Below are 24,130 nucleotides of genomic sequence, written 5' to 3'. Positions count from 1 at the left end.
GATCGACATGCTCACCCTGGACCTGCAACACCTCATCAACAGCCTGTCCGCGGCGATGCGCCAGGACTTGGAACAGGCCGCGCAACGCTGTGTCCGCCGTGGCGGCCGGCAGATTCTCATCGAAGACTTACTCGCCGTGCTGCTGGAATCCCGCGACGGCTTGCTCGGTCGCGCCCTGAGCGCCGCCGAAGTCGACCTCGCGGAGTTCGCCGCCACCCTGCAACCCCGGGCCGGCACGGGTGAAGGTGGCGATCCGGTATTCGCGCCCGAATTGCTGCTGTGGTTGCAGGACGCCGTACTGCTCGCCCGCCTGGAACTGGAGCAGCAGGAGGTCAGCAGCGCCGCCCTCTTGCTGGCCCTGCTGCGGCATCCCGAGCGCCAGCTGGGTACCCGCTATGGCCGCCTGCTGGAGCGGGTGGATGCCATGCAGCTCCTGGAGTTCGTCAAGGCGGCGCAACCGCTGGCGGCTCCCGTCACCCACGAATCGCCGCTGAGCCGCTTCACCCACGACCTCAGCGGCCAGGCCCGCGCTGGTCGTCTCGACCCGGTGCTGGGGCGCGATGCCGAGATCCGGCAACTGGTGGACATCCTCTCGCGACGGCGCAAGAACAACCCCATCGTGGTGGGCGAGGCCGGGGTCGGCAAGACCGCCATCGTCGAGGGCCTGGCGCTGCGCATCGCCGTCGGCGAAGTCCCGGAGAGCCTGCGGCGGGTAGAGGTACGGACCCTCGACCTCGGCCTGTTACAGGCCGGAGCCAGCGTCAAGGGCGAGTTCGAGCGCCGCCTGCAGGGCGTGATCGACGCCGTGCGCCAGGCACCGGAGCCGATCATCCTGTTCATCGACGAAGCCCATACCCTGATCGGCGCGGGCGGCCAGGCCGGCGGCTCTGATGCGGCCAACCTGCTCAAACCGGCCCTGGCCCGCGGCGAATTGCGCACCATCGCCGCCACCACCTGGAGCGAATACAAAAGGTATTTCGAGAAGGATCCGGCCCTGGCGCGGCGCTTCCAGCCGGTGAAGCTGGACGAATTCGACGTCGCCACCTCCATCACCGTGTTGCGCGGCCTGGCACCGACCTATGCCCAGAGCCACGGCGTCTATCTACGCGACGATGCCGTGGTGGCCGCGGCCGAGTTGGCCGCGCGCTACCTCAGCGGTCGCCAGCTGCCCGACAAGGCGGTGGACGTGCTCGACACCTGCTGCGCCCGGGTGCGCATCAGCCTGGCCAGTCCGCCCGCCGCGCTGGAACAGCTGCGGGCCCGTCTGGCTGCTACCGAGCGCAGTCTGAGCGCGGCCCAGCGCGATGCCGGCCACGGCCTGCCGGTCGAACAAGCCACCCTGGATAGCCTCGTCGCCGCCTGTGAAAGCGATCGGCTCGCGGTCACCGCACTGCAGAGGGAATGGGAGCGCCAACGGACGCTGGCCGAACGCATCCTGGCGTTGCGCGCCGCCGCCGCTGGCGAGGAACTGGCCGCCACCCAGGCCGAGCTGGCGCAGTTGCAACGGCAGGGCGAGCGCCTGGTCAGCCTGGAGGTCTGCCCGCAACTGGTGGCCGAGGTGATCGGCGCCTGGACCGGTCTTCCCGTCGACCAACTCGCCCGCCGGCATGACCAGCGCATCGCTCGCTTCGCTAACGATCTACGCGGCCGTCTACGTGGCCAGGAGCAGGCGGTGGTCGCCCTGGATCGTGCCCTGCGCGCGGCTGCGGTTGGCCTCAATGCCCCCGAGGCACCGGTCGGCGTCTTCCTGCTGGTCGGCCCCAGCGGCGTCGGCAAGACCGAAACCGCCCTGGCCCTGGCCGAGCTGCTCTATGGCGGCGAGCGCTTTCTCACCACCTTCAACCTGTCGGAATTCGCCGAGAGACATAGCGTTTCGCGGCTGATCGGCGCCCCGCCCGGCTATGTCGGCTATGGCGAGGGCGGCCTGCTCACCGAAGCCGTTCGCCGCCAGCCCTATTCGGTGGTGCTGCTGGACGAGGTGGAAAAGGCCGATCCGGAAGTGCTCAACCTCTTCTATCAGATCTTCGACCGCGGCCAGGCCACCGACAGCGAAGGCCGCCTGGTGGATTTTCGCAACGTGCTTTTCCTGCTCACCTCCAACCTGGCCAGCGCCGAGATCCAGCGCCTGTGCGCCGATACCCAACCGGACGTGGCCAGCCTCACCGAGGCGATCCGGCCCACCCTGACCCGGCACTTCAAACCGGCGCTGCTGGCGCGTATGCGCGTGGTGCCCTACTACCCGCTGGATAGCGTCCTGCTGCGCGAGCTGGTGGTGCTGAAGCTGGCGCGCCTCGGCGAGCGCCTGGCCGCACGGCGGATCGCCTTCAGCTATGCCCCCGCCCTGCTGGACGAACTGGCGGCGCGCTGCCTGGACGACGACAGCGGCGCGCGGCGGATCGATCTGCTGCTGGAGCAGCGGGTGCTGCCACTGCTGACCGACCACCTGCTCGATGCCCTGGCCCAGGGCCGGACGCTCCGCCAGCTACACCTCGACGTCTCCGCCGCTGGCGAGTTGCAGTGCGAGGTGACGGCATGACCCTGCCCGCCACGCCGGACAACGCCCTGCCGCTGTTCATCGAACTCGGCCAGTGCGAAGACACTGCCCAACTCGCGCTCGGGCTGGTCGAAGGCATTCGCCTGCTGGCCAGTCTCGATCTGGTGCAGTACTACCGCCTGGACGCCACCCATACCCAGTTGGTACTCCTCGCCCAAGGCCTGGACGGCCGCTCCGCACTGAGTGGTGCCACGCTGCCCCTGGAGCAGGAAAGCCTGCTGCACTACTGCCTGACGCAGAATCGCAGCCTGCACCTGCGCGAACTGGATCCGCTGCTGCACGCCACCGCCTTCCTGCCCGGCGAAGGCTGGCGCAGCCTGGGTTGCCTACCCCTGAGCGGTCCCGCGGGCCAGATCGAAGGTCTGCTGGTCCAGGCCAGTCGTACCCGCCGCGATCTGGAAGCCCACGCCGAGACACTGGCACCGCTTGGCCGCTTCGCCCTGGCACAGAGTCAGTTGCTGGAGCGGGCCCAGGCGCTGCCTATGACTCAAGGGCCAACGCACCCGGCAACCGCAGGCACGCCTGCCGACGGCTTCGGCATGCTTGGCGACGGTGGTGCCATGCGCCAGGTGCATCGCCTGATCGGCAAGGTACTGCACACCCCCATCACCGTGCTGCTGACCGGCGAGACCGGTACCGGCAAGGAACTGGTGGCCCGCGCCATCCACGAGCGCGGCTCGCGGCGCACCCAGCCCTTTGTGGTGCAGAACTGCGCGGCACTACCCGAACATCTGCTGGAAAGCGAACTCTTCGGCTATCGCAAAGGCGCCTTCACCGGCGCCGAGCGTGATCGCGCCGGTCTGTTCGATGCGGCCAATGGCGGCACGCTGTTTCTCGACGAAATCGGCGACATGCCGCTGACCCTGCAGGCCAAGCTCTTGCGTGTGTTGCAGGAAGGCGAGGTGCGCCCGCTGGGCAGCGCCGAGACCCATAAGGTCGACGTGCGCATCGTCGCGGCGACCCACCGCAACCTCTTGCGCCTGGTCGAACAGGGCACCTTTCGCGAAGACCTCTACTACCGCCTGACCCACTTCCCCATCCAGTTGCCGCCCTTGCGCGAGCGCGGCGAGGACCTGCCGCTGCTGGCCCGCCATTTCGCCGACCAGGCCTGCGCCTGCCTGCAGCGCTCACGCTGCCGCTGGTCCAGTGCAGCCCTGGACCTGCTCGCCGGCCATGCCTTTCCCGGCAACGTGCGTGAACTCAAGGGGCTGGTGGAGCGCGCCGTGCTGCTGTGCGACGGCAACGAGCTGCTGCCGGAGCACTTCGCCATCCGCCCCACCACCCTGGCCACCGCCACCAGCAGCCTGACCCTGCGCGAGCGCCTGGACCAGCTCGAACGCGGCCTGCTGGTGGACTGCCTGCGCAAGAACCGCGGCAACCAGACCCAGGCCGCCCAGGAACTGGGCCTGCCGCGCCGCACCCTGCTCTATCGCCTACAGCGGCTGAGCATCCGCAGCTCAGACCTGCAGCTGTCTTGAGGGATAGCCCCATGCCTTTGCCGCTTCGCGCCCTATCGCTGCTGATCCTGCTGGCACTGACCGCCTGCCATTCGGCGCCCAAGGACCTGCAGGACTATCGCCCCCTGGGCGAACCCCAGACACCCCACCGCCTCACCTAGGACAGGAAGTCACCATGGAACTGGTATTCGACCTGGTCGGCAGCCGTCAGCACACGCCCGGACTGCTCACCCAAAAGACCTTTCGCCACGTCGGCGGACTCATCGGCCGCAGCGAGGACTGCGACTGGTACCTGCCCGATCCGCAGCGCCTGCTGTCCAACCAGCACGCGCGGATCAGCTACAGCGACGGCGACTATTTCCTCACCGACCTGAGCAGCAACGGCGTCCAACTCAGCGGTGGCCAGCGCCTGGCCAAGGGCGAGCCCTGGCGCATCCAGCACGGCCAGACCTTCACCCTCGGCAGCTTCGCCCTCGCCGCCCGGCTGATCCGCGACCCGGCCGGCTTCACCGATGAGTTCACCATGCCCGACGGCGCCCATGGCCTGATCCCGGACGATGCCTTTCTCGAACTGGATCCGCTCCGAGCGCTGGAACGCCGCGATCCCCACGGACTCGACGAATTCGATGGCCTGGATCCCTTCGCCACCGATACCACGCGTAGCGACTATGCCCGCGTCGACCTGGACAGCCTCGGCGTTCCCACCCTGGTCAGGGAGGCCGCGCCCGCGCCGATGGAGCGTCCGGCACCCGCACCGCAGCGGCAGACACTGGCCTTTTGGAAGAGCTTCGGCGACGCCCTCGGCCTGGACCTGTCCACGCTCGACGATGGCGCCCGCGAAGCCTTGGCCCTGGAAGCGGCCAGGCTGTTGCGCCTGGCCGCCCAGGGTCTGCACGGTTGTCTGCGTACCCGCAACGAGACACGCAACGAACTGCGCCTGCCGCTCACCACGGTGCAGAGCAATGGCAACAACCCGCTCAAGTTCGCCGCCGATGGCGATGCGGCCCTGGGCCAACTGCTGCGCCCGAACGCGGCCGGTCAGCTGCCGGCGGACCAAGCCCTGTTGCGCGCCTGTCGCGAGTTACAGGCCCATCAGGTCGGTCTGGTCGCGGCCAGCCGCCAAGCGGTGCTGGCCACTCTCGAGCAACTGGCGCCGGAGCAGTGCGAGGCGCGTCTCGAACGCGAAGGCCGCCGCCCACGCTGGAGCCGCGACGCCACGCTCTGGCGCGCCTGGCAGCGCCAGTACCGCGACCTGCGCCAGGACGAAGACTGGCGCGAGCGGCTGTTCGCCAAGGACTTCGCCCAGGCCTACGCCGACCAAGTGCGCCTCATCGCTACCCTCAACCCCACCCAGCAAGGACGCTGACATGACCAACCTATTGCGCCTCGGCGCCCTCTGCCTGGCCCTGTTGCTGGGCGCCTGCACCAGCCAGAAAGTCCCGGACCCCACCCGCCTGGACCTCACCCTGAACGGCGGCGAAGACCTCAACCCGGATCTCAACGGACGCCCCTCGCCGCTGGTGGTGCGGTTGATCGAACTGAAGAATCCGGTGGGCTTCGAGAACGCCGACTTCTTTCCCCTCTACGACAACGCCAAGCAGGCCCTGGCGCCGGATTGGGTCGCCGAGGAAGAGATCGAGCTGCGCCCGGGTGAGACTCGCGAACTCAAGCTCAGGGTGCAGGGCGACAGCCGCTACGTCGGTATCTATGGCGCCTACCGCAACCTGGGCGAAAGCCAGTGGCGCCAGGTCATCCAACTCAAGCCCAACGCCCTGGCCCAGGTCCGCCTGCAGCTTTCGGCCGACGGCATCCAGGCCGCGCCGGCAGCCAAGGAGTAGGCCATGCAGCAGCTCAAGGTGATCTGGCAGGAAGGCATGCTGCTAAGGCCGCAGCACTTCCAGCAGAACGACCGCTATCTCGCCCAGCAATTGCAGACCCGTACCCGGCGCCTGGGCGAGCCGGCCTGGGGCTTCTTCGAGCTGACCCTCGACCGCCAATTCCTCGCCATGGGCAAGGTGGTGGTGAGCGAAGCCAGCGGCATCCTGCCCGACGGCACCCTGTTCGAACTGGGCGCCGACAGCGAACCCCTGGCCCTCGATGTGCCCGCCAACAGCCGCGACAGTGCGGTGTGGCTGGCCCTGCCGCTCACCAGTGGCCAGCGCCTGGAAAGCCGCCCGGCCGACCAGGGCGAGATCATCGCCCGCTATCTCAGCGTCGACAGCGAGATTGCCGATTCCCATGCCGGCTTCGGCGAGCCAGGCGCGGTCACCTGTGGCCGTCCCGATTTCCGCCTGCTGCTCGACGACCATCCGCGGCTGGACGCCTATGTCCGCCTGCAGGTCTGCCACGTCCTGGAGACGGCGCCGGACGGCAGCCTGGAACTGGACCCCGCCTTCACCCCCAGCGTCATCCAGGTGCGCGCGGCAGAGCCATTGCTGGCAGGCCTCAAGGAGGTTGTCACCCTGCTCGCCCATAGAGGCGAGGTGCTGGCGCAGCGGCTGCGCCAGGCCGGCAGCCTGGGAACCGCAGAAATCGGCGACTTCCTGCTGTTGCAACTGGTCAACCGCCACGAGGCGGTGCTGCGGCACTGCCTGGACTACGAACAGTTGCACCCGCGCAGCCTGTTCCGCGAGCTGCTCGCCCTGCACGGCGAGCTGGCCACCTTCGCCGCGGCGGACAAGCGCCCCAGCCAGGACCTGTACTACCGCCATGCCGACCAGGCCGGCAGCTTCGAACCGCTGTTCCAGGCCCTGCGCCAGGCGCTGTCCATGGTGCTCGAACAGCACGCCCTGCCACTGCCGTTGCAGCAACGCCAGTACGGCATCCAGGTGTCGCCGCTGCAAGACCACGGTCTGTTGGCCACGGCCAGCTTCGTGCTCATCGCCGGGGCCGACTGCAGCACCGAGGAACTGCGCCAGCGCCTGCCGGCACACCTCAAGGTGGGGCCGGTGGAACGCATCCGCCAACTGGTCAACCTGCACCTGCCGGGCCTGGCGCTCAAGCCACTGCCGGTGGCGCCGCGTCAGCTGCCTTTCCATACCGACAAGGCCTACTTCGCCCTCGAACTCACCCCCGCCGACCTCGCCCAGCTCGAACAGTCCGGCGGCTTCGCCTTCCATGTCTCCGGCACCTTCCCGGGCCTCGACCTCGCCTTCTGGGCAATCAGGAGCTAAGCATGCACACCACCACCGACTATGGCCGGGACGACAAGACCGTCGTCCTCAGCCGCCACGCCCAGGGCGCGGACGCGCCGCGCAGTCCGCTCACCGACTTCACCGAACCGCCGCGCTACGCCCAGCTGGAAGAGCGCATGGTCCAGGCCGCCCGCCTGCGTCCGGGCGAGGCGCTGAATCTCAGTCTCAACCCCCTGGTGGGCGCGGCCGCCCCGCTGCTCTCCGACGTGGTGCGCCTGCGCCAGAGCTACACCGCCGAGGACCTGCACGTGCTCAAGGAACGCCTGGCCGCCACCCTGCGCCGGTTCGAACAGCGCGCCCTGGCCGAAGGCATGGACAGCGGCGAAGTCATGGCCGCGCGCTACGCCCTGTGCACCACCGTCGACGAAGCCGTGGTCACCACCCCCTGGGGCAATGCCGGCGACTGGTCGCAAGTCAGCCTGCTGAGCAGCTTCCACAACGAGACCTTCGGCGGCGAGAAATTCTTCCTGCTGCTCGAGCGCCTCAGCCGTAATCCGGCCAAGCACCTGGCCTTGCTGGAACTGCTTTACCTCTGTCTGGCCCTGGGTTTCGAAGGCAAGTACCGCGTCCTGCCGCGCGGCATGCTCGAACTGGAAGCCATCCGCGACAGCCTCTACCGGCAGATTCGCCAGCTACGTGGTGACGTGCCCCGCGAGCTGTCGCCGCACTGGCAGGGCCTGGACGCCCGGCCGCGGCGCCTGGTGCGTCTGGTGCCCTGGTGGCTGGTCGGCCTCTTCACCCTGATCTGCCTGGGCAGTCTCTACGGCGGCTTCCGCCTGGTACTGGATCAGCAGCGCGACAGCCTGCTGCAAGGCTACCCCGGTCGCCCTGCCGCCACCGCGACCCCCACCACCGCTCCCCACGCCTGACACGGATGGCCGTCATGAAAGGATTCATCATCGCACTCGGGCGCAGCCTGCGCCGCGCCTGGACCTGGACCCTGCTCATCGCCCTCGGCCTGGGCGGCCTGATCTGGACCGTCGGCCCGCTGCTGGCCTTCGCCGGCCACAGCCCCTGGGCCTCGGTCACCCATCGCCTGGCCACCCTCTGCGGCCTGTTCCTGGCCTGGGGCCTGATCATGGTGCTGCTGCAAGGCTGGCAGAATCGCCGGCGCCGGCAGCGCCTCGCCACCGAGGAAGGCCAGCACGACCAACTGCGCGCCGAGCGCATCGACGACGAGGCCCACGAACTGCAATCCCGGGCCCGCGACGCCCGCCGCACCCTGCTCGGCGCCGGTCTCTACCGTGGCCGCAGCCAGCGCTGGCGCCGCGAACTGCCGCACTATCTGCTGCTGGGCCCCGAAGGCGCCGGCAAGACCTCGCTGCTGGATTTCTCCGGCCTGGAATTCCCGCTCAACGTGGAACGTTCCCGCTTGACGCGGAATGTCAGCGGCACCCGCTACTGCGACTGGTACTTCGCCGAACAGGGCGTGCTGCTGGACACCGCCGGCCGCTACCTGACCCAGGGCGACGCCCCGGTGGACGGCAGCGCCTGGCTGACCCTCCTGCAGCTCTTACGCCGCCAACGCCGCACCCGCCCGCTCAATGGCATCCTCGTCACCGTGCCGGTGGAGCGTCTGGCCAGCGGCAATGAGGTCGAGCTGGAAACCCTGGCGCGCCAGGTCCGCGCCCGGCTGCAGGACGTCAGCCGCGAACTGCGGGTGGAGGTACCCGTCTACCTGGTGCTGACCCAGGCGGATCGTCTCTCCGGCTTCAGCGCCTTCTTCGACGGCCTCTCCCGCGAGGAAAGCGAGCAGGTGCTCGGGACCACCTTCCGCGAAGCCCAGAACGGCACCGACACCGCCACCCTGCGCCAGGAATTCGAGGAACTGCTGCGGCGACTCAATAGCCAGGTCATCCCGCGCCTCCATCAGGAGCGCGACGGCCAGCGCCGCGGCCAGATCCTCGATTTCCCGCATCAGCTGGGACGTCTGGGCGACGGCCTCATCCTCTTCGTCGAGCTGGCCTTTTCCGGCAACCGCTACCAGCGTGCGGCCCAGTTGCGTGGTTTCTACCTGACCAGTACCCCGGCCCTGACCCAACATCTCGATGCCCAGACCCAGGGCATCGGTGATCAGCTCGGCCTACCCAGCACCCTGCTGCCCCAGTACCGCAGTGGCCAGGCGCGCTTCATTCGCCAGCTGTTCAGCCGGGTGATCTTCCCCGAAGCCGCGCTGGCCGGCCTCGACCAGCGCGAGGTGCGCCGGCTCAGCTGGGCCCAACGCGGTCTCTATGCCGCGGCCCTCGCCGGCCTGGCCCTGGGCGCGGCACTTTGGACCACTAGCTTCGGTGGCAACCATGAACGTCTGGAGCGCCTGCGCGAATTGGCGCAGACCGGTTTGCAAGCCCGTAGCCAGCTCAAGGCCGGCGCCGATGCCCACGCGGCGCTACCAGTGCTGGACAACGCCTACGCCGGTACCCAGGTCTTTCCCGCCGCCGGCGCCACGCCCCTGCGCGAGCGCACCGGGCTCTATCAGGGCGACGCGGTACGCCCCACCACCGAGGCCGCCTATCGCCAGGCCCTGGATGCCTATCTGCTGCCCCGCCTCAAGGTGCAACTGGAGGAGCGCATTCGCGGCAGCCTCAACGATCGCGAACGCCTGATCGTCCACCTACGCGCCTACCTGATGCTGCAACTACCCGAGCGCCGCGATACCCGCGCCCTGCGCGACTGGGCCGCGGCGGACTGGTCGCAACGCTATCCCGGCGACGCCCTTACCCAGAATAGTTTGGATACCCACCTGGCCCGACTGCTCGAACAGGGCTTCGGCAGCTATCCGGTGGATGCGCAACTGGTCAGCCAGGCACGCCAGGTGCTGCGCAGCGAATCCCTCGCCGCGGTGGTCTATCGCATCCTGCGCGACCAGGCCAGCGGCCTGCCGGTCTATCGCCTGAGCCAACACCTGGGCCCCCAGGCGCTGGCCTTCGAAGGCGCCGACTACCCCATCCCCGGCTTCTATACCCGCCAGGGCTACACCCAGACCTTCTCCACCCAGGGCCTCGCCACGATCCGCGAGCTGGCCGCCGACAACTGGGTACTGGGCGATGGCGACGGCATCACCGGCATGGACCTGCGCCGGCTGCAAGTGGAGCTCGAACAGCTCTACTTCCGCGACTACGCCAACCAGTGGAGCGAAGCCCTCGCCCGCGTGACCCTGCAACCCGTGGGCGATGCCAACCAGGGCGCCACCCTGCTGGCCGGGCTGACCTCGGCCAATTCGCCGCTGCTGCAGGTGCTGGTGGAAGTCCGCGACAACACCCGCCTCGCCGCCGTCGCCAGCGATACGGCCGGTGGCGGTGAACCCCTGCCGGACACCGCCCGCCGCAGTCTGCAGACCCGCTTCGAGAATCTGCATCGGCTGCTCGACGACCAGGGCGCCGCGGTGGCCGATCTCGCTCCGGTCATGGCCGCGCTCAACGACCTTCAGCAGCAATTGGCCGGCCTGGCCCATGCCAGTGCTCCGGAACAGGCCGCCTTCGATCTGGCCAAGGCCCGCATGGCCGGCAACCGCGATGCCCTCAACAGCCTGCGCAATGCGTCCAGCCGCCTGCCCACGCCGATCAACGGCTGGCTCGGCCTCTTGGTGGACGACAGCTGGAACCTGATCCTGGCCGGCGCCTACGACTACCTCAACGGTCGCTACCAGAGCGAATTGCTGGCGAGCTATCGCAACGGCCTGGACAAGCGCTATCCGTTCAAGGCCGACAGCGAGAGCGACGTCTCTCTGGTCGACTTCCGCGAATTCTTCAAGGCCCAGGGCACCGCCGACACCTTCTTCGACACCTACCTCAAGCCCTTCGTGATCCGCGGCGACGGCGACGCCTACCGTCCGCGCGCCATCGACGGCCACAGCCTGCCGCTGTCGCGCGAATTCCTCGCCCAGATGAGTCGCACCCAGCAGATCCGTCGCGGCTTCTTCGCCGAAAATCCGGCCGAGCCGGGCATCGTCTTCAAGCTCGAGCCCTATTCGCTGGATCCGAGTCTGACCCGCGCCGATCTCAACATCGGCAAGGAACGCCTGGAATACCGCCACGGCCCCATCGTCGCCGCCACCTTCCGCTGGCCACAGAACGATGCCCTGAGAACCACCCTGGTGCTGGAAGAGCTGGGCGGCCGCCGCGTCGGCCTGGAACAGGATGGCAGCGCCTGGTCGCTGTTCCGCCTGCTGGATCGCCTGAAGCTGCAACAGCACAGCGCCCGCGACGTGATGCTGGTGCAGGCCGATCTGGACGGTCGCCATGCCGGCTACCTGCTGTCCAGCCAGCGCTCGCCCAACCCCTTCGACCTGGCCACCCTGCGCGGCTTCAAGCTACCGGAGCGGCTGTGATGAGCCTGGCCCTGAGCGGTGCCCGCAGCCATCCCGGCAAGGTGCGGGCGCAGAACGAAGACGCCCTGCTGGAGCGCCCGGCCGACGGTCTCTGGGCCATCGCCGACGGCATGGGCGGCCACCAAGAGGGAGCACTGGCCAGTCGCCTGGTGGTCGAGCGGCTCGCCGAATTGCCATTGAACGGTAGCCTGGACCAGCGCCTGGAACAGCTTCGCCAGGTGCTGCACGGTGTGAATCGGCAGCTCACCCGCGACCTCACGGTGATCGCCGACGGCATGGAGCGCCTGATTGGCACCACCATAGTGGCCTTGCTGGTCGCCGATGACGAAGCCGCCTGCGTCTGGGCCGGAGACAGCCGGGCCTATCTCTGGCGCGGCAACCAACTCTACCAACTGACCCGCGACCACAGCCTGCTGCAGCGCCTGATAGAGATCGAAGGCCTCAGCCCACGCCAGGCGACCCGCCATCCCGGCGCCCGTGCCCTGACCCGCGCGCTGGGCGCTCAGGAAGAACTGGCGCTGGACATCGTGCGCTTCGAGCTGCTGCCCGGCGATCGTCTATTGCTCAGCAGCGATGGCCTGCACGGCGCCCTGGAAGAGCGCGCCCTGGGTGCTGCCCTTTCCCTGCCGTCGCCAACCCTGACGCTGGAGCGCCTGCTCGATGGCGTGCTGCAGGGCCCCGCGCGGGACAACCTCACGGCGATCGTCATCCACCCTCAGGAGGTCGCATGACCAGCCAGGAGCTCGCCGTCGACGACGGCCTCACCCACTTCGCCTTCGCCCCGCCCACGGCTACACCCGTCATCCGCCAACTGGCGCCCCTGCCCGAACTGCTCGGCGGCCGCTACCGGCTGGAAACCCTGCTGGGTGTCGGCGGCATGGGCGCCGTCTACCGGACGCGCGATCTGTTGCGTGAGCAGTACGGCGATCCGGCACCCCACGTCGCGGTCAAGGTGCTCAACGACGACTTCGCCGAGTACAGCGATGCCAATGCCCTGCTCTATGGCGAATTCGCCCTGACCGTACGGCTACGCCATCCGCATATCGTCCGGCTGCACGGCTTCGAGGTCGACCGCGACAGCGAGCGAGCCTTCATCACCCTCGAACTGATGCGCGGCCCGACCCTCGACGCCCTGCTCTGTGATCGTCCCGAGGGGCTCGCCTGGACCGAACTGCAGGAAATCGCCCTGCCGCTGCTCGACGCCCTGCGGTTCGCCCACGCCAACGGCGTGCTGCACGGCGATCTCAAGCCCAGCAACGTGATCCTCACCGAGAGTGGACTGCGCCTGTTCGACTTCGGTCTCGGCCAGCCCTGCGAAGACCTGCTGCCTGGCCTGCCGCGCCTGAGTCGCGGACGCTTCAATGCCTGGACGGTGCGCTACGCCCCCCTCGAATTGCTCGAAGAAGGCCTGCTGACCCCGGCCGGCGATCTCTATGCCTGCGCCTGCGTGCTCTATGAGCTGGCCACCGGCAAGCATCCCTACCGCCGCCTCAGCGCCAAGCAGGCGCGCAACCTGCGGATCGAGCCGGAGCGCCCAGCGGACATGCCCACCACCGCCTGGCAGGTCCTGCGCAAGGCCCTGGAGATCGATCCGGCACAGCGCCAACAGGACCTCGTCGAGTGGCTCACCGCCTGGCAGAGCGCGATGCCGCCGTCTCGCGGATGGCGACGACTGTTCTCGCGTTCCACGTGAAACCCTTCATTGTCAGGAAGACACCCCATGTTCAGCCCGGCCAATATCCCGCGCTTCACCCTGACCCTCCCGGGTCTCGCCCATGATTTCCAGGTCCTGGCCTTCCAGGGCTGGGAAGCGCTCAATGAGCCCTATCGCTTCGAGATCGAACTCATCAGCGAAAAAAGCGATTGGGATCTCGCCCAGCTACTGCATCGCCCAGCCTGGCTGGGTCTCGCGCCCGGCGGGCCCGGCATCCATGGCCTGCTCGGCGCCATCGTCCAGGGCGATTCGGGCCGGCGGCTGACCCGCTATCGCCTAGAGCTGGTCCCTCGGCTCGCCTATCTGGCGCAGCGCACCAACTCGCGCATCTTCCAGAACCTCACGGTGCCGCAGATCCTCGGCCAGCTCCTCGAAGAACACGGCATCCTGGAAGGCGCCTATCGCCTCGCCCTGGGCCCGACGCCCTATCCCGCGCGGGACTACTGCGTGCAGTACGGCGAGAGCGATCTGCACTTCCTCGATCGCCTGTGCGAGGAAGAAGGTATTCACTACCACTTCGAACACCAGCCCGAGGGCGCCGTGCTGGTGTTCGGCGACGACGCCACCAGTTTTCCGCGCCTGGACGCCACCGCCTATCACCCAGGCAGCGGCCAGGTCGCCGACCGCCCGGTCATCCGCCGCCTGCAGGTCGGCCTGCAGACCCGCAGCACCCAGCTGACCCTGCGCGACCAGGATCCGCTGCAACCGCGGCTGCGCCTGGAAAGCCGCAGCGACGCCGAGCAGCAGCCGACGCTGGAGCACTACGTCTTTCCCGCCGGCTTCCACGACCGCACCCGTGGCAAGCAACTCAGCAGCCGTAGGCTGGAAGCCCTGCGCGTCGACAGCCAGACGGCCCAGGGCCAGGGCGATCAACCCAGCCTGTCCACCGGCCACTTCCTGCCGCTGACGGAGCATCCGCGGACGGACTGGAACCAGCTGTGGCTGCTCACCCGTATCGAACACCAGGGCCGCCAACCCCAGGTGCTGGAGGAAGGTCTCGGTACCCCGCAGTTGCTGACACTCCCGGACGACGCCGACTGGACCCAGGGCTATCGCAACCTCTTCCATGCCATTCCCTGGCAACTGCCCTTCCGGCCCTTGCCGCGCCATCCCAAACCGCGGCTGCTCGGCCAACAGAGCGCCGTGGTCACCGGTCCGGCTGGAGAAGAAATCCACTGCGATGCCCTTGGCCGGGTCAAGGTGCAATTCCATTGGGATCGCGAAGGCCAGGCGGATGAGCGCACCAGTTGCTGGCTGCGCGTCGCCAGCGGTTGGGCGGGCAATCGCCACGGCGCCCTGGCCGTGCCACGCATCGGCATGGAGGTATTGGTCGGCTTTCTCGAAGGGGATCCCGACCAGCCGCTGATCCTTGGCTGCCTGTACCACGCCGAGCATCGTCCACCGCTAGAGCTGCCCAAGGACAAGACCCGCAGCAGCTTCAAGAGCCTGAGCAGTCCGGGCGGCGGGGGCTACAACGAGCTGCGCATCGAGGATCGCCAAGGCCAGGAGGAAATCCACGTCCACGCCCAGCGCGATTGGGACGAACACATCTGCCACGACCACCACAGCGAGATCGGCCACGAACGCCACCAGCGTATTCACGGCAACAGCCACAGCGAATTGCACGCCGAAGAGCACCGCCTCGTCCACGGCCTGCGCAAGGCCGAGGTCAAGGCCAGCGACCACCTGCTGATTGGCGGCAGCCAGCACCTCAAGCTAGGCACCGGCCAATTCGTCGAAGCCGGCCAGGAAATCCATATCAAGGCCGGTGACAAGGTGGTCATCGAGGCCGGTACCGAACTGACCCTGACCGCCGGCGGCAGCTTCATCAAGCTCGACCCCAGCGGCATCACCCTGGTCGGCCCCGTGGCCCGCCTCAATGCCGGCGGCTCCCCCGGCAGGGGCTCGGGCATCGCCCTGCAACTGCCGCGGCCCCCGGGCAGTACCCAGCAGGGAATCGCTGGGGACCCGAATCAATTGGCGCTCGCCAACGAGACCGAACATGAAGACGTGAAGCCACAGCGCTCGCTCGACTTCTCCGTATGACCTCAACGCCATTCACAGGACCGGCCGCAACGACGCGGCCTTTGCCAAGGACAGCAACATGACCACTCCCACCACTACGCAACAACCCAAGGTGGAAAACTGGGCCTACCCCTTCAAGGCGAAAGGCGGCCAGGACGTCACCGATCCCCAGGTCTACCAACAGGCATTGGCCCATGCTCACGGCGGTACCTATTTGCTGGGCAGCAATGGCCTTTGGCACGGCGGCGTGCATTTTGACGAAGGCACCGCCGCCTACCTGGACCAATCATGTATCCACTGCATCGCCGATGGCGAGGTGGTTGCCTATCGTATCGATGACAAGGTCCATCGCTTCGCACCGGACGACGGCTCGTCGGCCGAGGGCAAGACCTACTCCACCAGCTTCGTGCTGGTCCGCCACCGCCTGGAAGCGCCACAACTGCCCGGCGGTAATGAGACACCGCCTTCGCTGGTGTTCTTCAGTCTCTACATGCACCTGCTGGACTGGGCCGGCTATGAGGCCGACCCCGCACTCACCCGCCCGGCTTTCTGGGGTAATGACCGCTACCGCGTGCAGACCCAGGGCGGCAAGCTCAACGTCCGCCAGGAGCCGCGCAGCCAAGCCCCCGTCCAGGCCGAACTAGACAATGGCAGCCAGATCCGTATCGAGGGAAACGGCGACTGGTGCCGGCTCGTCGAGGTACTCGATAACGGCCTGAAGCCCCTACCGGAACGAACCCAAGTCGGACTTGGCTATGTCGCCAGGCGCTATCTCAAGCCAGAAGCAGCCCCTAAGGCCCAGAACACCGTGGTGGTCCTCGACCAGCCCTTCCCCATCAAGGCCGGCACCCTGCTCGGCCACCCCGGCCTCTATGAAGGCAGCCAGCAGATCCACCTGGAAACCTTCAGCTGCGATGACCTCCCCGCCTTCATCGACCGCAGCCGCGCCTGGGCTGCTCGTTTGCCGGACAGCGAAAGAACCCTGCTGAAAATCCATGCCGGCGCCAGCAAGCTGATCACCCACCGCCCGGATATCGATGCCAGTCATCCGCCGCTGATTAGCGATCCAGGCGTTCAGGTAGGTGTGGACCTTATCCTCAGTCAAGCCCAGCTGGATGCCCTGCCCGCTGCCGACAAGATTGTCGTACCCGCGCGAAATGAGGGCGGTATTCACACGCCGGAACAGCGCTGGTGGCATCTGAAAGGTCTGTTGGCGAACGCTGAAGGACAACCGATAGAAGGGTGGCTTTGTGAGCGGGACTTTATTACCAGTCGGCATAGTCCGTGGGAGTGGGTGGGTTATACGTCGATCCAGGACTCAACCACTCCTAGATCTAGACTTGCTTATCATTTGGAAGCTTTGAGTCTTCTAACGCCCGATGAAAAATTTCGCTATGAGTACGAAATTAAAAAAGGCAGTCAAAACCCTGTGGTTTCCAACCTCTACAAACTCATCGATGAAAACAAAGACAGGATACTCAGTACCAGTGAGCTAAGAAATTTCCTTTCGAAGCCTTGGTTAGCTCAGAAACATCAGAAGGTTATAGTGCTATGTGACAGCGAGTGGGACTGGAATCCTGATAACTGGAACTCCTTAGACGAGCTATTGAATCCTAATGCACAAACAGAAAACATCGAGTGGGAAGAGGAAAAGAAAAAAATAGAAAATTTATCTTGGTGGAAGCAAGCGAGTCCAATAGCGCACCTATCTACACCGGCAAAGTGCTGGCACATTCAGGGCCTAGGCCTGGAGATTCAATTTTTTAAACCTAGGACTCATCCTATCGTAACTATTTTTGGTGAAAAGGTAGAGCTTGATTTTCTACTAAAGTATCAAGGAAAACATTTAGAAGACAAAGACATTAGAGAGGCGGCGGCAGACTTGGAATGCGAACCTGGGCTGATATATGCAATTGCAAAACAAGAGTCCTCTCACTCTTCATTTATTGAGATGGATGGGGAAAAAATCCCATCAATTCTCTATGAGCGCCATCATTTTAAGAGGCTGGCTCAAAACGAAGCCTTGCAGAGCTCTCATAGCGATATTTATGGCTCCCCTTATAGGAGGGCTAAAAAACTAAGGGATGGCAGTTACATAGACAGCAAGACATTAGAAAAGATACAGTTGGCAGACACATACGGGCCTTCCGGGAGATTTCAGTACGAACGTCTAATTCGTGCATACCGACTAAATAAAGACGCCGCATTACAAGCTTCTTCTTGGGGTAAATTTCAGATAATGGGCTTTAACCATAAAGCAGCAGGTTATGAAACTGTCAAAGATTTTACGAGGGCTATGTCGATGGGTGATGGCGAGCACATCAAAGCTTTTTTGAAATTCGCAAAGAGCAATACTGTACTTTTGAGGGGGCTAAGAACCAAGAACTTCGAAACAATTGCACAGGGGCACAACGGGAAAAACTGGAAAGAAATAAACCCAGACTACGCAAAGAATATAGAGGCTTTTTATAATGAATACAAAAAAAGCTAAGGCTGCAGCGAGTCTCATACTAGCTCTCCTCTGCAACAGCTCACTTGCTAAAAATCAACCCACCTACATAGAAAGCAGCCTATGCTTACAGAAAGAACGCATTATTCTATCGTTTAAAACAGCACAAAAGAAAAAACTCGCATCAATTTGTGCAGGCCCTGAAAATAGCTACCTTGTCTATAGGTATGGAAATCAAGACAGCGTAGAGCTCACCTATCCTAAAGCGCAGGATTCCGAGTCATGGAAAAATTTCTCCTTCAGCAGCTATACAAGAGCAGCAGGAGAATCGAATGATCCTAAAGGAAATTATGAAATTGCATTTACTAATAATAATACAGAGTACTCTATCTATCAAGACTGGGGGTCGAAGAGCGACTATGAGGTCGGCATTATAATTAACGACAAAGGAAAAAATTATAAAATATTGGGTATTTCCAAAAGCCAAACTGGATCGCTTTCGCGGCTCGAAGGCTTTGAGGATTTGTTAGCTAACCAACAATAGAAAAGTGTCAGATATTTGAAACCTAAATGTAAAGCACCTATAGTGCCAAGTCAAAATAATGCGAGATAGATAATCTATTAAAGCAATATATTCTGACAAACTATTTATTTTAGAAGCAAATTAACCCTACTTTCTAACAATCCTGGAAACCTCGTATACCAGGTCTGATTCAAAGGCGACGGATGCGGCAGCGGATAGAGCGTCAACGTCTTGCGGTTGCCCTCCTCCGTTTCCAGGGTGACCTCGATGCTGTTTTCGAAGCGGTCTTCGTGCTTCCAGAAGGCTTCCAGGCGGGCGCGTTCTTCCTTAGGTTGGCCGATACCGAACCAGAGGAAGGCTTCGCGGCCGAAGGTGATGAGCTGGGTGCCATGCCAGTGCTCCACCAGCAGGTGGCGCATCAAGGGATGGAAGGTTTTCTTCACCCGTTCCGACCAGGCTTTGTTGCCCAGGGGTTTGTAGGGCACGGTGTTGGCCCAGAAGAATTGCTGGCTCAGGCTGCGGGTGGCTTCGAAGTCGGCCGGGGGTTGGCCGTGCAGGTGCTGGTAGAGGACCTTGCGGGCGATCTGGCCGCCGCTGCCGATGAAGGGTTCGCCGTACTTGACCTCGTCCCGCCCCGGATCGCGGCCGAAGAAGCCCAGGGGCGCATCGGGATCGCCCAGGCCGATGATGGGGTCCAGCGGGTCCTTGGCGAATTGTTCGTAGACCGGAAGATCGACACCCGGAAGATCGGCGGCGAGTTGGCGGAAGGCCTCGCGCTCTGCGGAAGACAGCGGCATGCAACAGGTCTCCATCGAGGAATTAATCCCTCCTGTAGAGCTCTGCCCTGCGGTTGACGTTCCGTAACGACTGGCGGGAAGGCAGCCTCGAAGCGATAGGGTAGACTGCCCGGCTCGAACGACCTCAAGGTGAATCCCGTTGATCAATCTGCTACGCAACGGCCTCGGCCAGGTGATCGTCGGCCTGGATCTGGTGACCCGGCCACGCAAGCTCAAGCGCAGTGAGCAGGCCCAGGCTGCCATCGAGGCGGAGCTGGCGCATCTGTCGCTCTATCAGTTCCAGGCCTGCCCTTTCTGCGTGAAGACGCGTCGGGCGCTGCATCGGCTGAACCTGCCGATCCGCCTCAAGGACATCAAGAAGGACCCGCAGCTGCGTGCCGAGCTGGAACAGGGCGGCGGCCGGGTGAAGGTGCCCTGCCTGCGCATCGACGAGGGCCATCAGAGCGTCTGGATGTACGAGTCGGACGACATCATCGCCTATCTGGAGCAGCGTTACGGCGAGCGGCCGGCGGCCTAAGGGTTCGGAGACATGCAGAGGTGGACAAGGCTGCGCCGTTGTCCACCCTTGTATCTCGACTACAGCCTCCTCAGGAGGTCATAGTCCCCGACTGATCATCGGGGGAGGATGGCAAGCCGTGTCCACCCTTAGGCCTTTGAGCTTGCAACGTAGATAGGCTGCCTCCGCCACACTCATCCCCAAGTTCGAACGGTATCTAGAGCCTCTAGAGCTCGTATTGCACAAGGTTGGACGGGATGACGTGATCGTGACTCATCTGAAGGAGGAGACATCATGGCCGTAGTGGTGGGCGTTGATATCGCCAAGCGCAGCTTCGATCTGGCGGTCCTGCAGTCCAACGGCAAGTACCGGACCAAGGGCAAGCTGAGCAACGACCCGTCAGGCTTCGCGGTCTTTGCAGACTGGCTGCAACAGCATGCCGAGCCAGGCGCTTGGATCGTGATGGAGGCCACGGGCATCTACCACGAAGCGCTCGCCGAGCACTTCCATGCTCTGGGCTACCGAATCGCAGTGCTCAATCCAGCACAGATCGCCCGCTATGCGCAAAGCCAGTTGCAACGCAGCAAGACGGACAAACTCGACGCCAAGCTGATCGCCACCTATGGCCAGCGGCATGAGGATAGTCTGCGAGACTGGCACCCGGAATCTGTGTCCATCCGCACGCTTCGCGCGCTGACCCGGCGCCTGGAGGACCTCCAATCGCTACGACAGATGGAGTTCAATCGGCTCGAGGTCAGCCCGGAAAAAGTCCAGGACTCCATCCGGGCAGTCTTGCAGCGGCTCGATGAGCAGATCGCCTGGACGCTTGAACAGATCAAACGCCATATCGACGACGATCCAGACTTACGTGGTAAGCGCGACCTGCTGGTGAGTATCGACGGCATCGCCGACAAGACCGCCGCTTTGATCCTGGCGGAGCTCGGCGATATCGACCGCTTCGCCAATGCCCGCGCCGTTACCGCCTTTGCTGGCTTGAACCCACGCCTACAGGAATCCGGTCTCGCGCGCGGCCATGCCTGCCTCTCGCGCATGGGATCAGTCCGCTTACGAAGTGCGCTATACCTACCCGCTGTCGTGGCGCTGACCTACAACCCGGCTATCAAGGCGCAAGCCGAGCGTCTGAAAGCCAGGGGCAAAAGAGGTAAACAAACCGTCTGCGCCGCCATGCGTAAGCTGCTGACCATCGCCTATGGCGTGCTCAAATCGGGCAAGCCTTTCGACCCTGCTTTAGCGATTGCACACTGAGGAACAAAGACGGTATCTACCGTCCGTCTCAGCCCAATCTAAAGGTCGCTCTCCTCGACCTTGCGTACCTTGCTGGCATCCAGGGTGTAGGACGCCTGGGCCAGGTCGTTGTCGACCGCCTCGGTGTGCAGGGTGCCGATGACCCAGTAGGGTTCGTAGATATCCGGCAGCGGCACGCCCTTGGGATAGCGCACCAGCACAATCTGGTTCGGCGGTGGCGGCGGGACATGGATACAGGCGCCCGGATAGGGCACCAGGAAGAATTCGCGGAAATTGCCCTTGGCGTCGGTCTCCAGGGGTACCGGAAAACCACCCAGGCGGATGGTCTTGCCATTCAAGGCCGCCACGGTACGAGTGGAGTGCATTACCGCGGGCAGGCGGCTGTCCTTCTGTTTGAGTCCACCCGGCGCGCCGAAGCCGCCGGGCGCTTCGGGTGTGTCATGGGTGATCTCGGGCATGGTTTCCAGGGCTCGACGGTCTTCCGCGGTGAGCAGGTCGAGCCAGTTGGTTTCCGGCGGTTCGCCCTTGGCGGCGTGAGTCAGCAGCGGCAGGCTGGCGAGCAGCAGGGTGATGAGCAGTCTGGACATGGGCAGGTAGCGGCGGCGCAAAAGATCGAGTGTGCGGTGCGGCGGGCCTAGGGTCCAGTGTTGCGCTGCGAGCCAGAGCGGTGTCCATAAAAAAGCCCCCGGGTCGACGGGCGACTCCGAGGGCTGAAACCTGTGCTGCTAGGGCTTCGCCGAGGCGAAGCACCGTCTTAGCGACGTTTGGTGATCATGCCGTAGATGAACAGCACGATGACGGCACCGACCACGGCACCGATGAAGCCTGCGCCCTGACCGGCCTGGTAGATGCCCAGGGCCTGGCCCAGGTAGGTGGCGACCACGGAGCCGACGATGCCCAGGATGATGGTCATGATCCAGCCCATGCTGTCGTCGCCCGGCTTGAGGAAGCGGGCAACCAGGCCGACGATGAGACCGATGATGATGGTTGCGATGATGCCCATGTGAAGAATCCCCTGTTTGAGTGCTGGTAGGACGACGCGCGTCAGCAGGCGTCGTTGTACTCTCCGACAGTCGGTGGTCCGTCGAGGTTCAGGGAAAAACGGTTTCCGCATGCGGAAACCGTTTGGCATCAGTCCTGGATCAGGGCTTCCAGGGTGGCGATGCGGGTCTGCAGGGTCGCTAAGTCGGCGCTGCGCAGGGTGGCATGGCCGACCTTGCGCCCGGCCTTGAAGGCCTTGCCGTAGTGGTGCAGGTGGCAGTCTTCCAGGGCGGTGACAGCGGCTACCGGGGGGACCGAACCGATGAAGTTGACCATGGCACTCTCGCCGACCTTGGCGGTGGAGCCCAGCGGCAGGCCGGCCACGGCACGCAGGTGGTTCTCGAACTGGCTGCACTCGGCGCCTTCGATGGTCCAGTGCCCGGAGTTGTGCACCCGCGGGGCGATCTCGTTGGCCTTGAGGCCACCCTCGACCTCGAAGAATTCGAAGGCCAGCACGCCAACGTAGTCGAGTTGCTCCAGCACGCGACGGGCATAGTCCTCGGCAAGGGCTTGCAGCGGATGGTCGGAGCTGGCCACCGACAGCCGCAGGATGCCGCTCTCGTGGGTGTTGTGTACCAGCGGATAGCTGCGCACCTCGCCATCGCGACCGCGCACGGCCACCAGGGAGACTTCTCCGGTGAAGGGCACGAAGCCTTCCAGCAGCAGGGGCACGCTGCCCAGTTCGGCGAAGGCGCCGGCCACGTCTTCCGGCTGGCGCAGGACCTTCTGGCCCTTGCCGTCGTAGCCCAGGGTGCGGGTCTTGAGCACCGCCGGCAGACCGATGCGGGCCACGGCGGCGTCCAGGTCAGCCTGGGAGAGGATGTCGGCGAACGCCGGGGTGGGGATGCCCAGGTCGCGGAACATGGACTTCTCGAACAGCCGATCGCGAGCGATGCGCAGGGCTTCGGCGGACGGATAGACCGGGACGAATTGCGAGAGGAAGGCCACGGTCTCGGCCGGAACGCTCTCGAATTCGAAGGTGACCAGATCGACTTCGTCAGCCAGCTGGCGCAGGTGGTTCTGGTCACCGTAGTCGGCGCGCAGGTGCTCACCGAGCGCCGCAGCGCAGGCGTCCGGGGCCGGATCGAGGAAGGCGAAGTTCATGCCCAGCGGGGTGCCGGCCAGGGCGAGCATGCGGCCCAGCTGGCCGCCACCGATGACGCCGATCTTCATGCCTGGTCCCTCGGATCGGGGTTGTCCAGCACGGTGCGGGTCTGCTCTTCGCGGAAGGCGTTCAACCGCTCTTGGTACTCGGGATACTTGCCGCCGAGGATGCTGGCGGACAGCAAGGCGGCGTTGATCGCACCGGCCTTGCCGATGGCCAGGGTGGCGACCGGTACGCCGGCGGGCATCTGCACGATGGACAGCAGGGAGTCGACGCCCGAGAGCATGGACGACTGCACCGGCACGCCGAGCACCGGTAGGTGGGTCTTGGCGGCGCACATGCCCGGCAGGTGGGCGGCGCCTCCGGCTCCGGCGATGATCACTTCGATACCGCGACCGGCCGCCTCTTCGGCGTACTGGAACAGCAGATCGGGGGTGCGGTGGGCGGAGACCACCTTCACTTCGTGGGGAATGCCCAGCTTGTCCAGCATGTCGGCGGTGTGGCTCAGGGTGGACCAGTCGGACTTGGAGCCCATGATCACGCCTACGAGTGCGCTCATCGTCGTGCCTCTGAAATGAAGAAGCCACGCGGAGGTAGAGCGTGCGAAAGCGTCGCGAGCGAAGGACGAGCCAGGCGAAAATCGTCGAAAAAGCGCAGTTTACGCCGGGTAAATGAGCATTTTGAGACGATTTTCAACGCCGCTCGGTCGAGCGCAGTAGCTTTCGTGCGTTCTACCACGTGGCTTGGGAAATGAGCGGCCTAGTATAGACGAAAGCGTTGCGTACAGTGCCCTTGTACCGGGTATCTCCCGTCGCCTGGAAGACCGAGAGTGACGTCTTGGGTATGGACGGCGGCACGGGACGAAAAACGTGGCCGGGTTTCTGGGTGAATGAGGTGGGATCGGGGGGAGAGCGCCCTCACCCCAGCCCTCTCCCGCAGACGGGAGAGGGGGTGGATCGGCGTGGAATGAGGGCGTTGGTGTCTATCGCGGCCATGGCGGTTCGCTGCGGCGACCGCTCCTACAGGCCACCGTAGGTTGGGTTGAGCGCAGCGAAGCCCAACAGTGTCTCGGAGCCCGGGCAATGTTGGGCTTCGACGATGGAGCCGTCTCAACCCAACCTACGGTCTCTCGCGGCCATGGCGGTTAATACAGAGCGGCCGCGTCGGCGGACCGCCATGGCC

General features: G+C 64.8%; 20 protein-coding genes. 15 read left to right on the top strand and 5 right to left on the bottom strand.

Annotated features, from left to right (window positions below):
* Positions 1-7 precede the first annotated feature (7 nt).
* Genes tssH through CCZ28_RS16815 form a run of 13 tightly spaced genes read left to right on the top strand, consistent with a single transcriptional unit; the run spans position 8 to position 18,264 of the window.
* Positions 8-2,536, top strand: coding sequence for a type VI secretion system ATPase TssH (gene tssH, locus CCZ28_RS16875; protein WP_140219842.1), 2,529 nt, complete (start codon positions 8-10; stop codon positions 2,534-2,536).
* Entirely contained in the window at positions 2,533-4,032 is a 1,500-nt protein-coding gene (locus tag CCZ28_RS16870) for a sigma-54 interaction domain-containing protein (protein ID WP_140219839.1), read from the top strand. The genes tssH and CCZ28_RS16870 overlap by 4 nt, the downstream gene beginning before the upstream one ends.
* An 11-nt stretch (positions 4,033-4,043) precedes the next feature.
* Complete coding sequence (locus CCZ28_RS16865; RefSeq protein ID WP_140219837.1) at positions 4,044-4,172, top strand: type VI secretion protein; 129 nt, start codon at positions 4,044-4,046, stop codon at positions 4,170-4,172.
* Positions 4,173-4,186: 14 nt separating this feature from the next.
* On the top strand, positions 4,187-5,377 hold the full coding sequence (tagH, locus tag CCZ28_RS16860; RefSeq protein WP_140219835.1) for a type VI secretion system-associated FHA domain protein TagH: 1,191 nt from the start codon (positions 4,187-4,189) through the stop codon (positions 5,375-5,377).
* Between the two features lies 1 nt (position 5,378).
* On the top strand, positions 5,379-5,849 hold the full coding sequence (tssJ, locus tag CCZ28_RS16855; protein ID WP_140219833.1) for a type VI secretion system lipoprotein TssJ: 471 nt from the start codon (positions 5,379-5,381) through the stop codon (positions 5,847-5,849).
* Positions 5,850-5,852: 3 nt separating this feature from the next.
* Complete coding sequence (gene tssK, locus CCZ28_RS16850) at positions 5,853-7,184, top strand: type VI secretion system baseplate subunit TssK (protein ID WP_140219831.1); 1,332 nt, start codon at positions 5,853-5,855, stop codon at positions 7,182-7,184.
* Positions 7,185-7,186: 2 nt separating this feature from the next.
* A complete protein-coding gene (icmH, locus tag CCZ28_RS16845; protein ID WP_140219829.1) occupies positions 7,187-8,074 on the top strand; it encodes a type IVB secretion system protein IcmH/DotU in 888 nt (295 codons plus the stop codon).
* Positions 8,075-8,088: 14 nt separating this feature from the next.
* Positions 8,089-11,532, top strand: coding sequence for a type VI secretion system membrane subunit TssM (gene tssM / locus CCZ28_RS16840; RefSeq protein WP_140219827.1), 3,444 nt, complete (start codon positions 8,089-8,091; stop codon positions 11,530-11,532).
* Positions 11,532-12,263: a PP2C family protein-serine/threonine phosphatase gene (locus CCZ28_RS16835; RefSeq protein ID WP_140219825.1), complete on the top strand. Its 732-nt coding sequence runs from the start codon at positions 11,532-11,534 to the stop codon at positions 12,261-12,263. The genes tssM and CCZ28_RS16835 overlap by 1 nt, the downstream gene beginning before the upstream one ends.
* The gene (locus CCZ28_RS16830) at positions 12,260-13,225 is read left to right on the top strand and encodes a serine/threonine-protein kinase (RefSeq protein WP_140219823.1); all 966 of its coding nucleotides are present in this window, start codon (positions 12,260-12,262) and stop codon (positions 13,223-13,225) included. The genes CCZ28_RS16835 and CCZ28_RS16830 overlap by 4 nt, the downstream gene beginning before the upstream one ends.
* Before the next feature lie 27 nt (positions 13,226-13,252).
* Positions 13,253-15,292: a type VI secretion system Vgr family protein gene (gene tssI / locus CCZ28_RS16825; protein ID WP_140219821.1), complete on the top strand. Its 2,040-nt coding sequence runs from the start codon at positions 13,253-13,255 to the stop codon at positions 15,290-15,292.
* 58 nt (positions 15,293-15,350) lie between these two features.
* A complete protein-coding gene (locus tag CCZ28_RS16820) occupies positions 15,351-17,762 on the top strand; it encodes an N-acetylmuramidase domain-containing protein (protein WP_140219819.1) in 2,412 nt (803 codons plus the stop codon).
* The gene (locus CCZ28_RS16815; RefSeq protein WP_140219817.1) at positions 17,743-18,264 is read left to right on the top strand and encodes a hypothetical protein; all 522 of its coding nucleotides are present in this window, start codon (positions 17,743-17,745) and stop codon (positions 18,262-18,264) included. The genes CCZ28_RS16820 and CCZ28_RS16815 overlap by 20 nt, the downstream gene beginning before the upstream one ends.
* A 104-nt stretch (positions 18,265-18,368) precedes the next feature.
* Here the strand turns inward: CCZ28_RS16815 and CCZ28_RS16810 are convergent, their stop codons facing one another.
* Complete coding sequence (locus tag CCZ28_RS16810) at positions 18,369-19,040, bottom strand: uracil-DNA glycosylase family protein (protein ID WP_140219815.1); 672 nt, start codon at positions 19,038-19,040, stop codon at positions 18,369-18,371.
* A 139-nt stretch (positions 19,041-19,179) separates the two neighbouring features.
* Here CCZ28_RS16810 and CCZ28_RS16805 point away from each other — a divergent pair, with 139 nt between their 5' ends.
* Together CCZ28_RS16805 and CCZ28_RS16800 are read left to right on the top strand one after the other, a co-directional pair.
* Positions 19,180-19,557: a glutaredoxin family protein gene (locus tag CCZ28_RS16805; RefSeq protein WP_140219813.1), complete on the top strand. Its 378-nt coding sequence runs from the start codon at positions 19,180-19,182 to the stop codon at positions 19,555-19,557.
* Positions 19,558-19,830: 273 nt separating this feature from the next.
* A complete protein-coding gene (locus CCZ28_RS16800) occupies positions 19,831-20,802 on the top strand; it encodes an IS110 family transposase (RefSeq protein ID WP_140219811.1) in 972 nt (323 codons plus the stop codon).
* Positions 20,803-20,840: 38 nt separating this feature from the next.
* Here the strand turns inward: CCZ28_RS16800 and CCZ28_RS16795 are convergent, their stop codons facing one another.
* From CCZ28_RS16795 to purE, 4 genes are all read right to left on the bottom strand, one after another.
* The gene (locus CCZ28_RS16795) at positions 20,841-21,389 is read right to left on the bottom strand and encodes a DUF3299 domain-containing protein (protein WP_140219809.1); all 549 of its coding nucleotides are present in this window, start codon (positions 21,387-21,389) and stop codon (positions 20,841-20,843) included.
* Positions 21,390-21,556: 167 nt separating this feature from the next.
* Positions 21,557-21,805, bottom strand: coding sequence for a GlsB/YeaQ/YmgE family stress response membrane protein (locus tag CCZ28_RS16790; RefSeq protein ID WP_140219806.1), 249 nt, complete (start codon positions 21,803-21,805; stop codon positions 21,557-21,559).
* A 128-nt stretch (positions 21,806-21,933) separates the two neighbouring features.
* Positions 21,934-23,016, bottom strand: a complete 1,083-nt coding sequence (locus tag CCZ28_RS16785) for a 5-(carboxyamino)imidazole ribonucleotide synthase (protein ID WP_140219804.1) — start codon at positions 23,014-23,016, stop codon at positions 21,934-21,936.
* Positions 23,013-23,507: a 5-(carboxyamino)imidazole ribonucleotide mutase gene (gene purE / locus CCZ28_RS16780; protein WP_140219802.1), complete on the bottom strand. Its 495-nt coding sequence runs from the start codon at positions 23,505-23,507 to the stop codon at positions 23,013-23,015. Before purE ends, CCZ28_RS16785 begins: the two co-directional genes overlap by 4 nt.
* Between the last annotated feature and the right edge of the window lie 623 nt (positions 23,508-24,130).

The organism is Pseudomonas oryzihabitans, assembly GCF_006384975.1.
GTDB classification, from domain to species: Bacteria; Pseudomonadota; Gammaproteobacteria; order Pseudomonadales; family Pseudomonadaceae; genus Chryseomonas; species Chryseomonas psychrotolerans_B.
The sequence above is the reverse complement of the archived record's forward strand: the minus strand, read 5'-3'. Positions and strand labels throughout refer to the sequence as shown.

Coding starts and splice junctions, on each gene's coding strand:
- tssH (WP_140219842.1), top strand. CDS start 8: ATGCTCACCCTGGACCTGCAACACCTCATCAACAGCCTGTCCGCGGCG.
- CCZ28_RS16870 (WP_140219839.1), top strand. CDS start 2,533: ATGACCCTGCCCGCCACGCCGGACAACGCCCTGCCGCTGTTCATCGAA.
- CCZ28_RS16865 (WP_140219837.1), top strand. CDS start 4,044: ATGCCTTTGCCGCTTCGCGCCCTATCGCTGCTGATCCTGCTGGCACTG.
- tagH (WP_140219835.1), top strand. CDS start 4,187: ATGGAACTGGTATTCGACCTGGTCGGCAGCCGTCAGCACACGCCCGGA.
- tssJ (WP_140219833.1), top strand. CDS start 5,379: ATGACCAACCTATTGCGCCTCGGCGCCCTCTGCCTGGCCCTGTTGCTG.
- tssK (WP_140219831.1), top strand. CDS start 5,853: ATGCAGCAGCTCAAGGTGATCTGGCAGGAAGGCATGCTGCTAAGGCCG.
- icmH (WP_140219829.1), top strand. CDS start 7,187: ATGCACACCACCACCGACTATGGCCGGGACGACAAGACCGTCGTCCTC.
- tssM (WP_140219827.1), top strand. CDS start 8,089: ATGAAAGGATTCATCATCGCACTCGGGCGCAGCCTGCGCCGCGCCTGG.
- CCZ28_RS16835 (WP_140219825.1), top strand. CDS start 11,532: ATGAGCCTGGCCCTGAGCGGTGCCCGCAGCCATCCCGGCAAGGTGCGG.
- CCZ28_RS16830 (WP_140219823.1), top strand. CDS start 12,260: ATGACCAGCCAGGAGCTCGCCGTCGACGACGGCCTCACCCACTTCGCC.
- tssI (WP_140219821.1), top strand. CDS start 13,253: ATGTTCAGCCCGGCCAATATCCCGCGCTTCACCCTGACCCTCCCGGGT.
- CCZ28_RS16820 (WP_140219819.1), top strand. CDS start 15,351: ATGACCACTCCCACCACTACGCAACAACCCAAGGTGGAAAACTGGGCC.
- CCZ28_RS16815 (WP_140219817.1), top strand. CDS start 17,743: ATGAATACAAAAAAAGCTAAGGCTGCAGCGAGTCTCATACTAGCTCTC.
- CCZ28_RS16810 (WP_140219815.1), bottom strand. CDS start 19,040: ATGCCGCTGTCTTCCGCAGAGCGCGAGGCCTTCCGCCAACTCGCCGCC.
- CCZ28_RS16800 (WP_140219811.1), top strand. CDS start 19,831: ATGGCCGTAGTGGTGGGCGTTGATATCGCCAAGCGCAGCTTCGATCTG.
- CCZ28_RS16795 (WP_140219809.1), bottom strand. CDS start 21,389: ATGTCCAGACTGCTCATCACCCTGCTGCTCGCCAGCCTGCCGCTGCTG.
- CCZ28_RS16790 (WP_140219806.1), bottom strand. CDS start 21,805: ATGGGCATCATCGCAACCATCATCATCGGTCTCATCGTCGGCCTGGTT.
- CCZ28_RS16785 (WP_140219804.1), bottom strand. CDS start 23,016: ATGAAGATCGGCGTCATCGGTGGCGGCCAGCTGGGCCGCATGCTCGCC.
- purE (WP_140219802.1), bottom strand. CDS start 23,507: ATGAGCGCACTCGTAGGCGTGATCATGGGCTCCAAGTCCGACTGGTCC.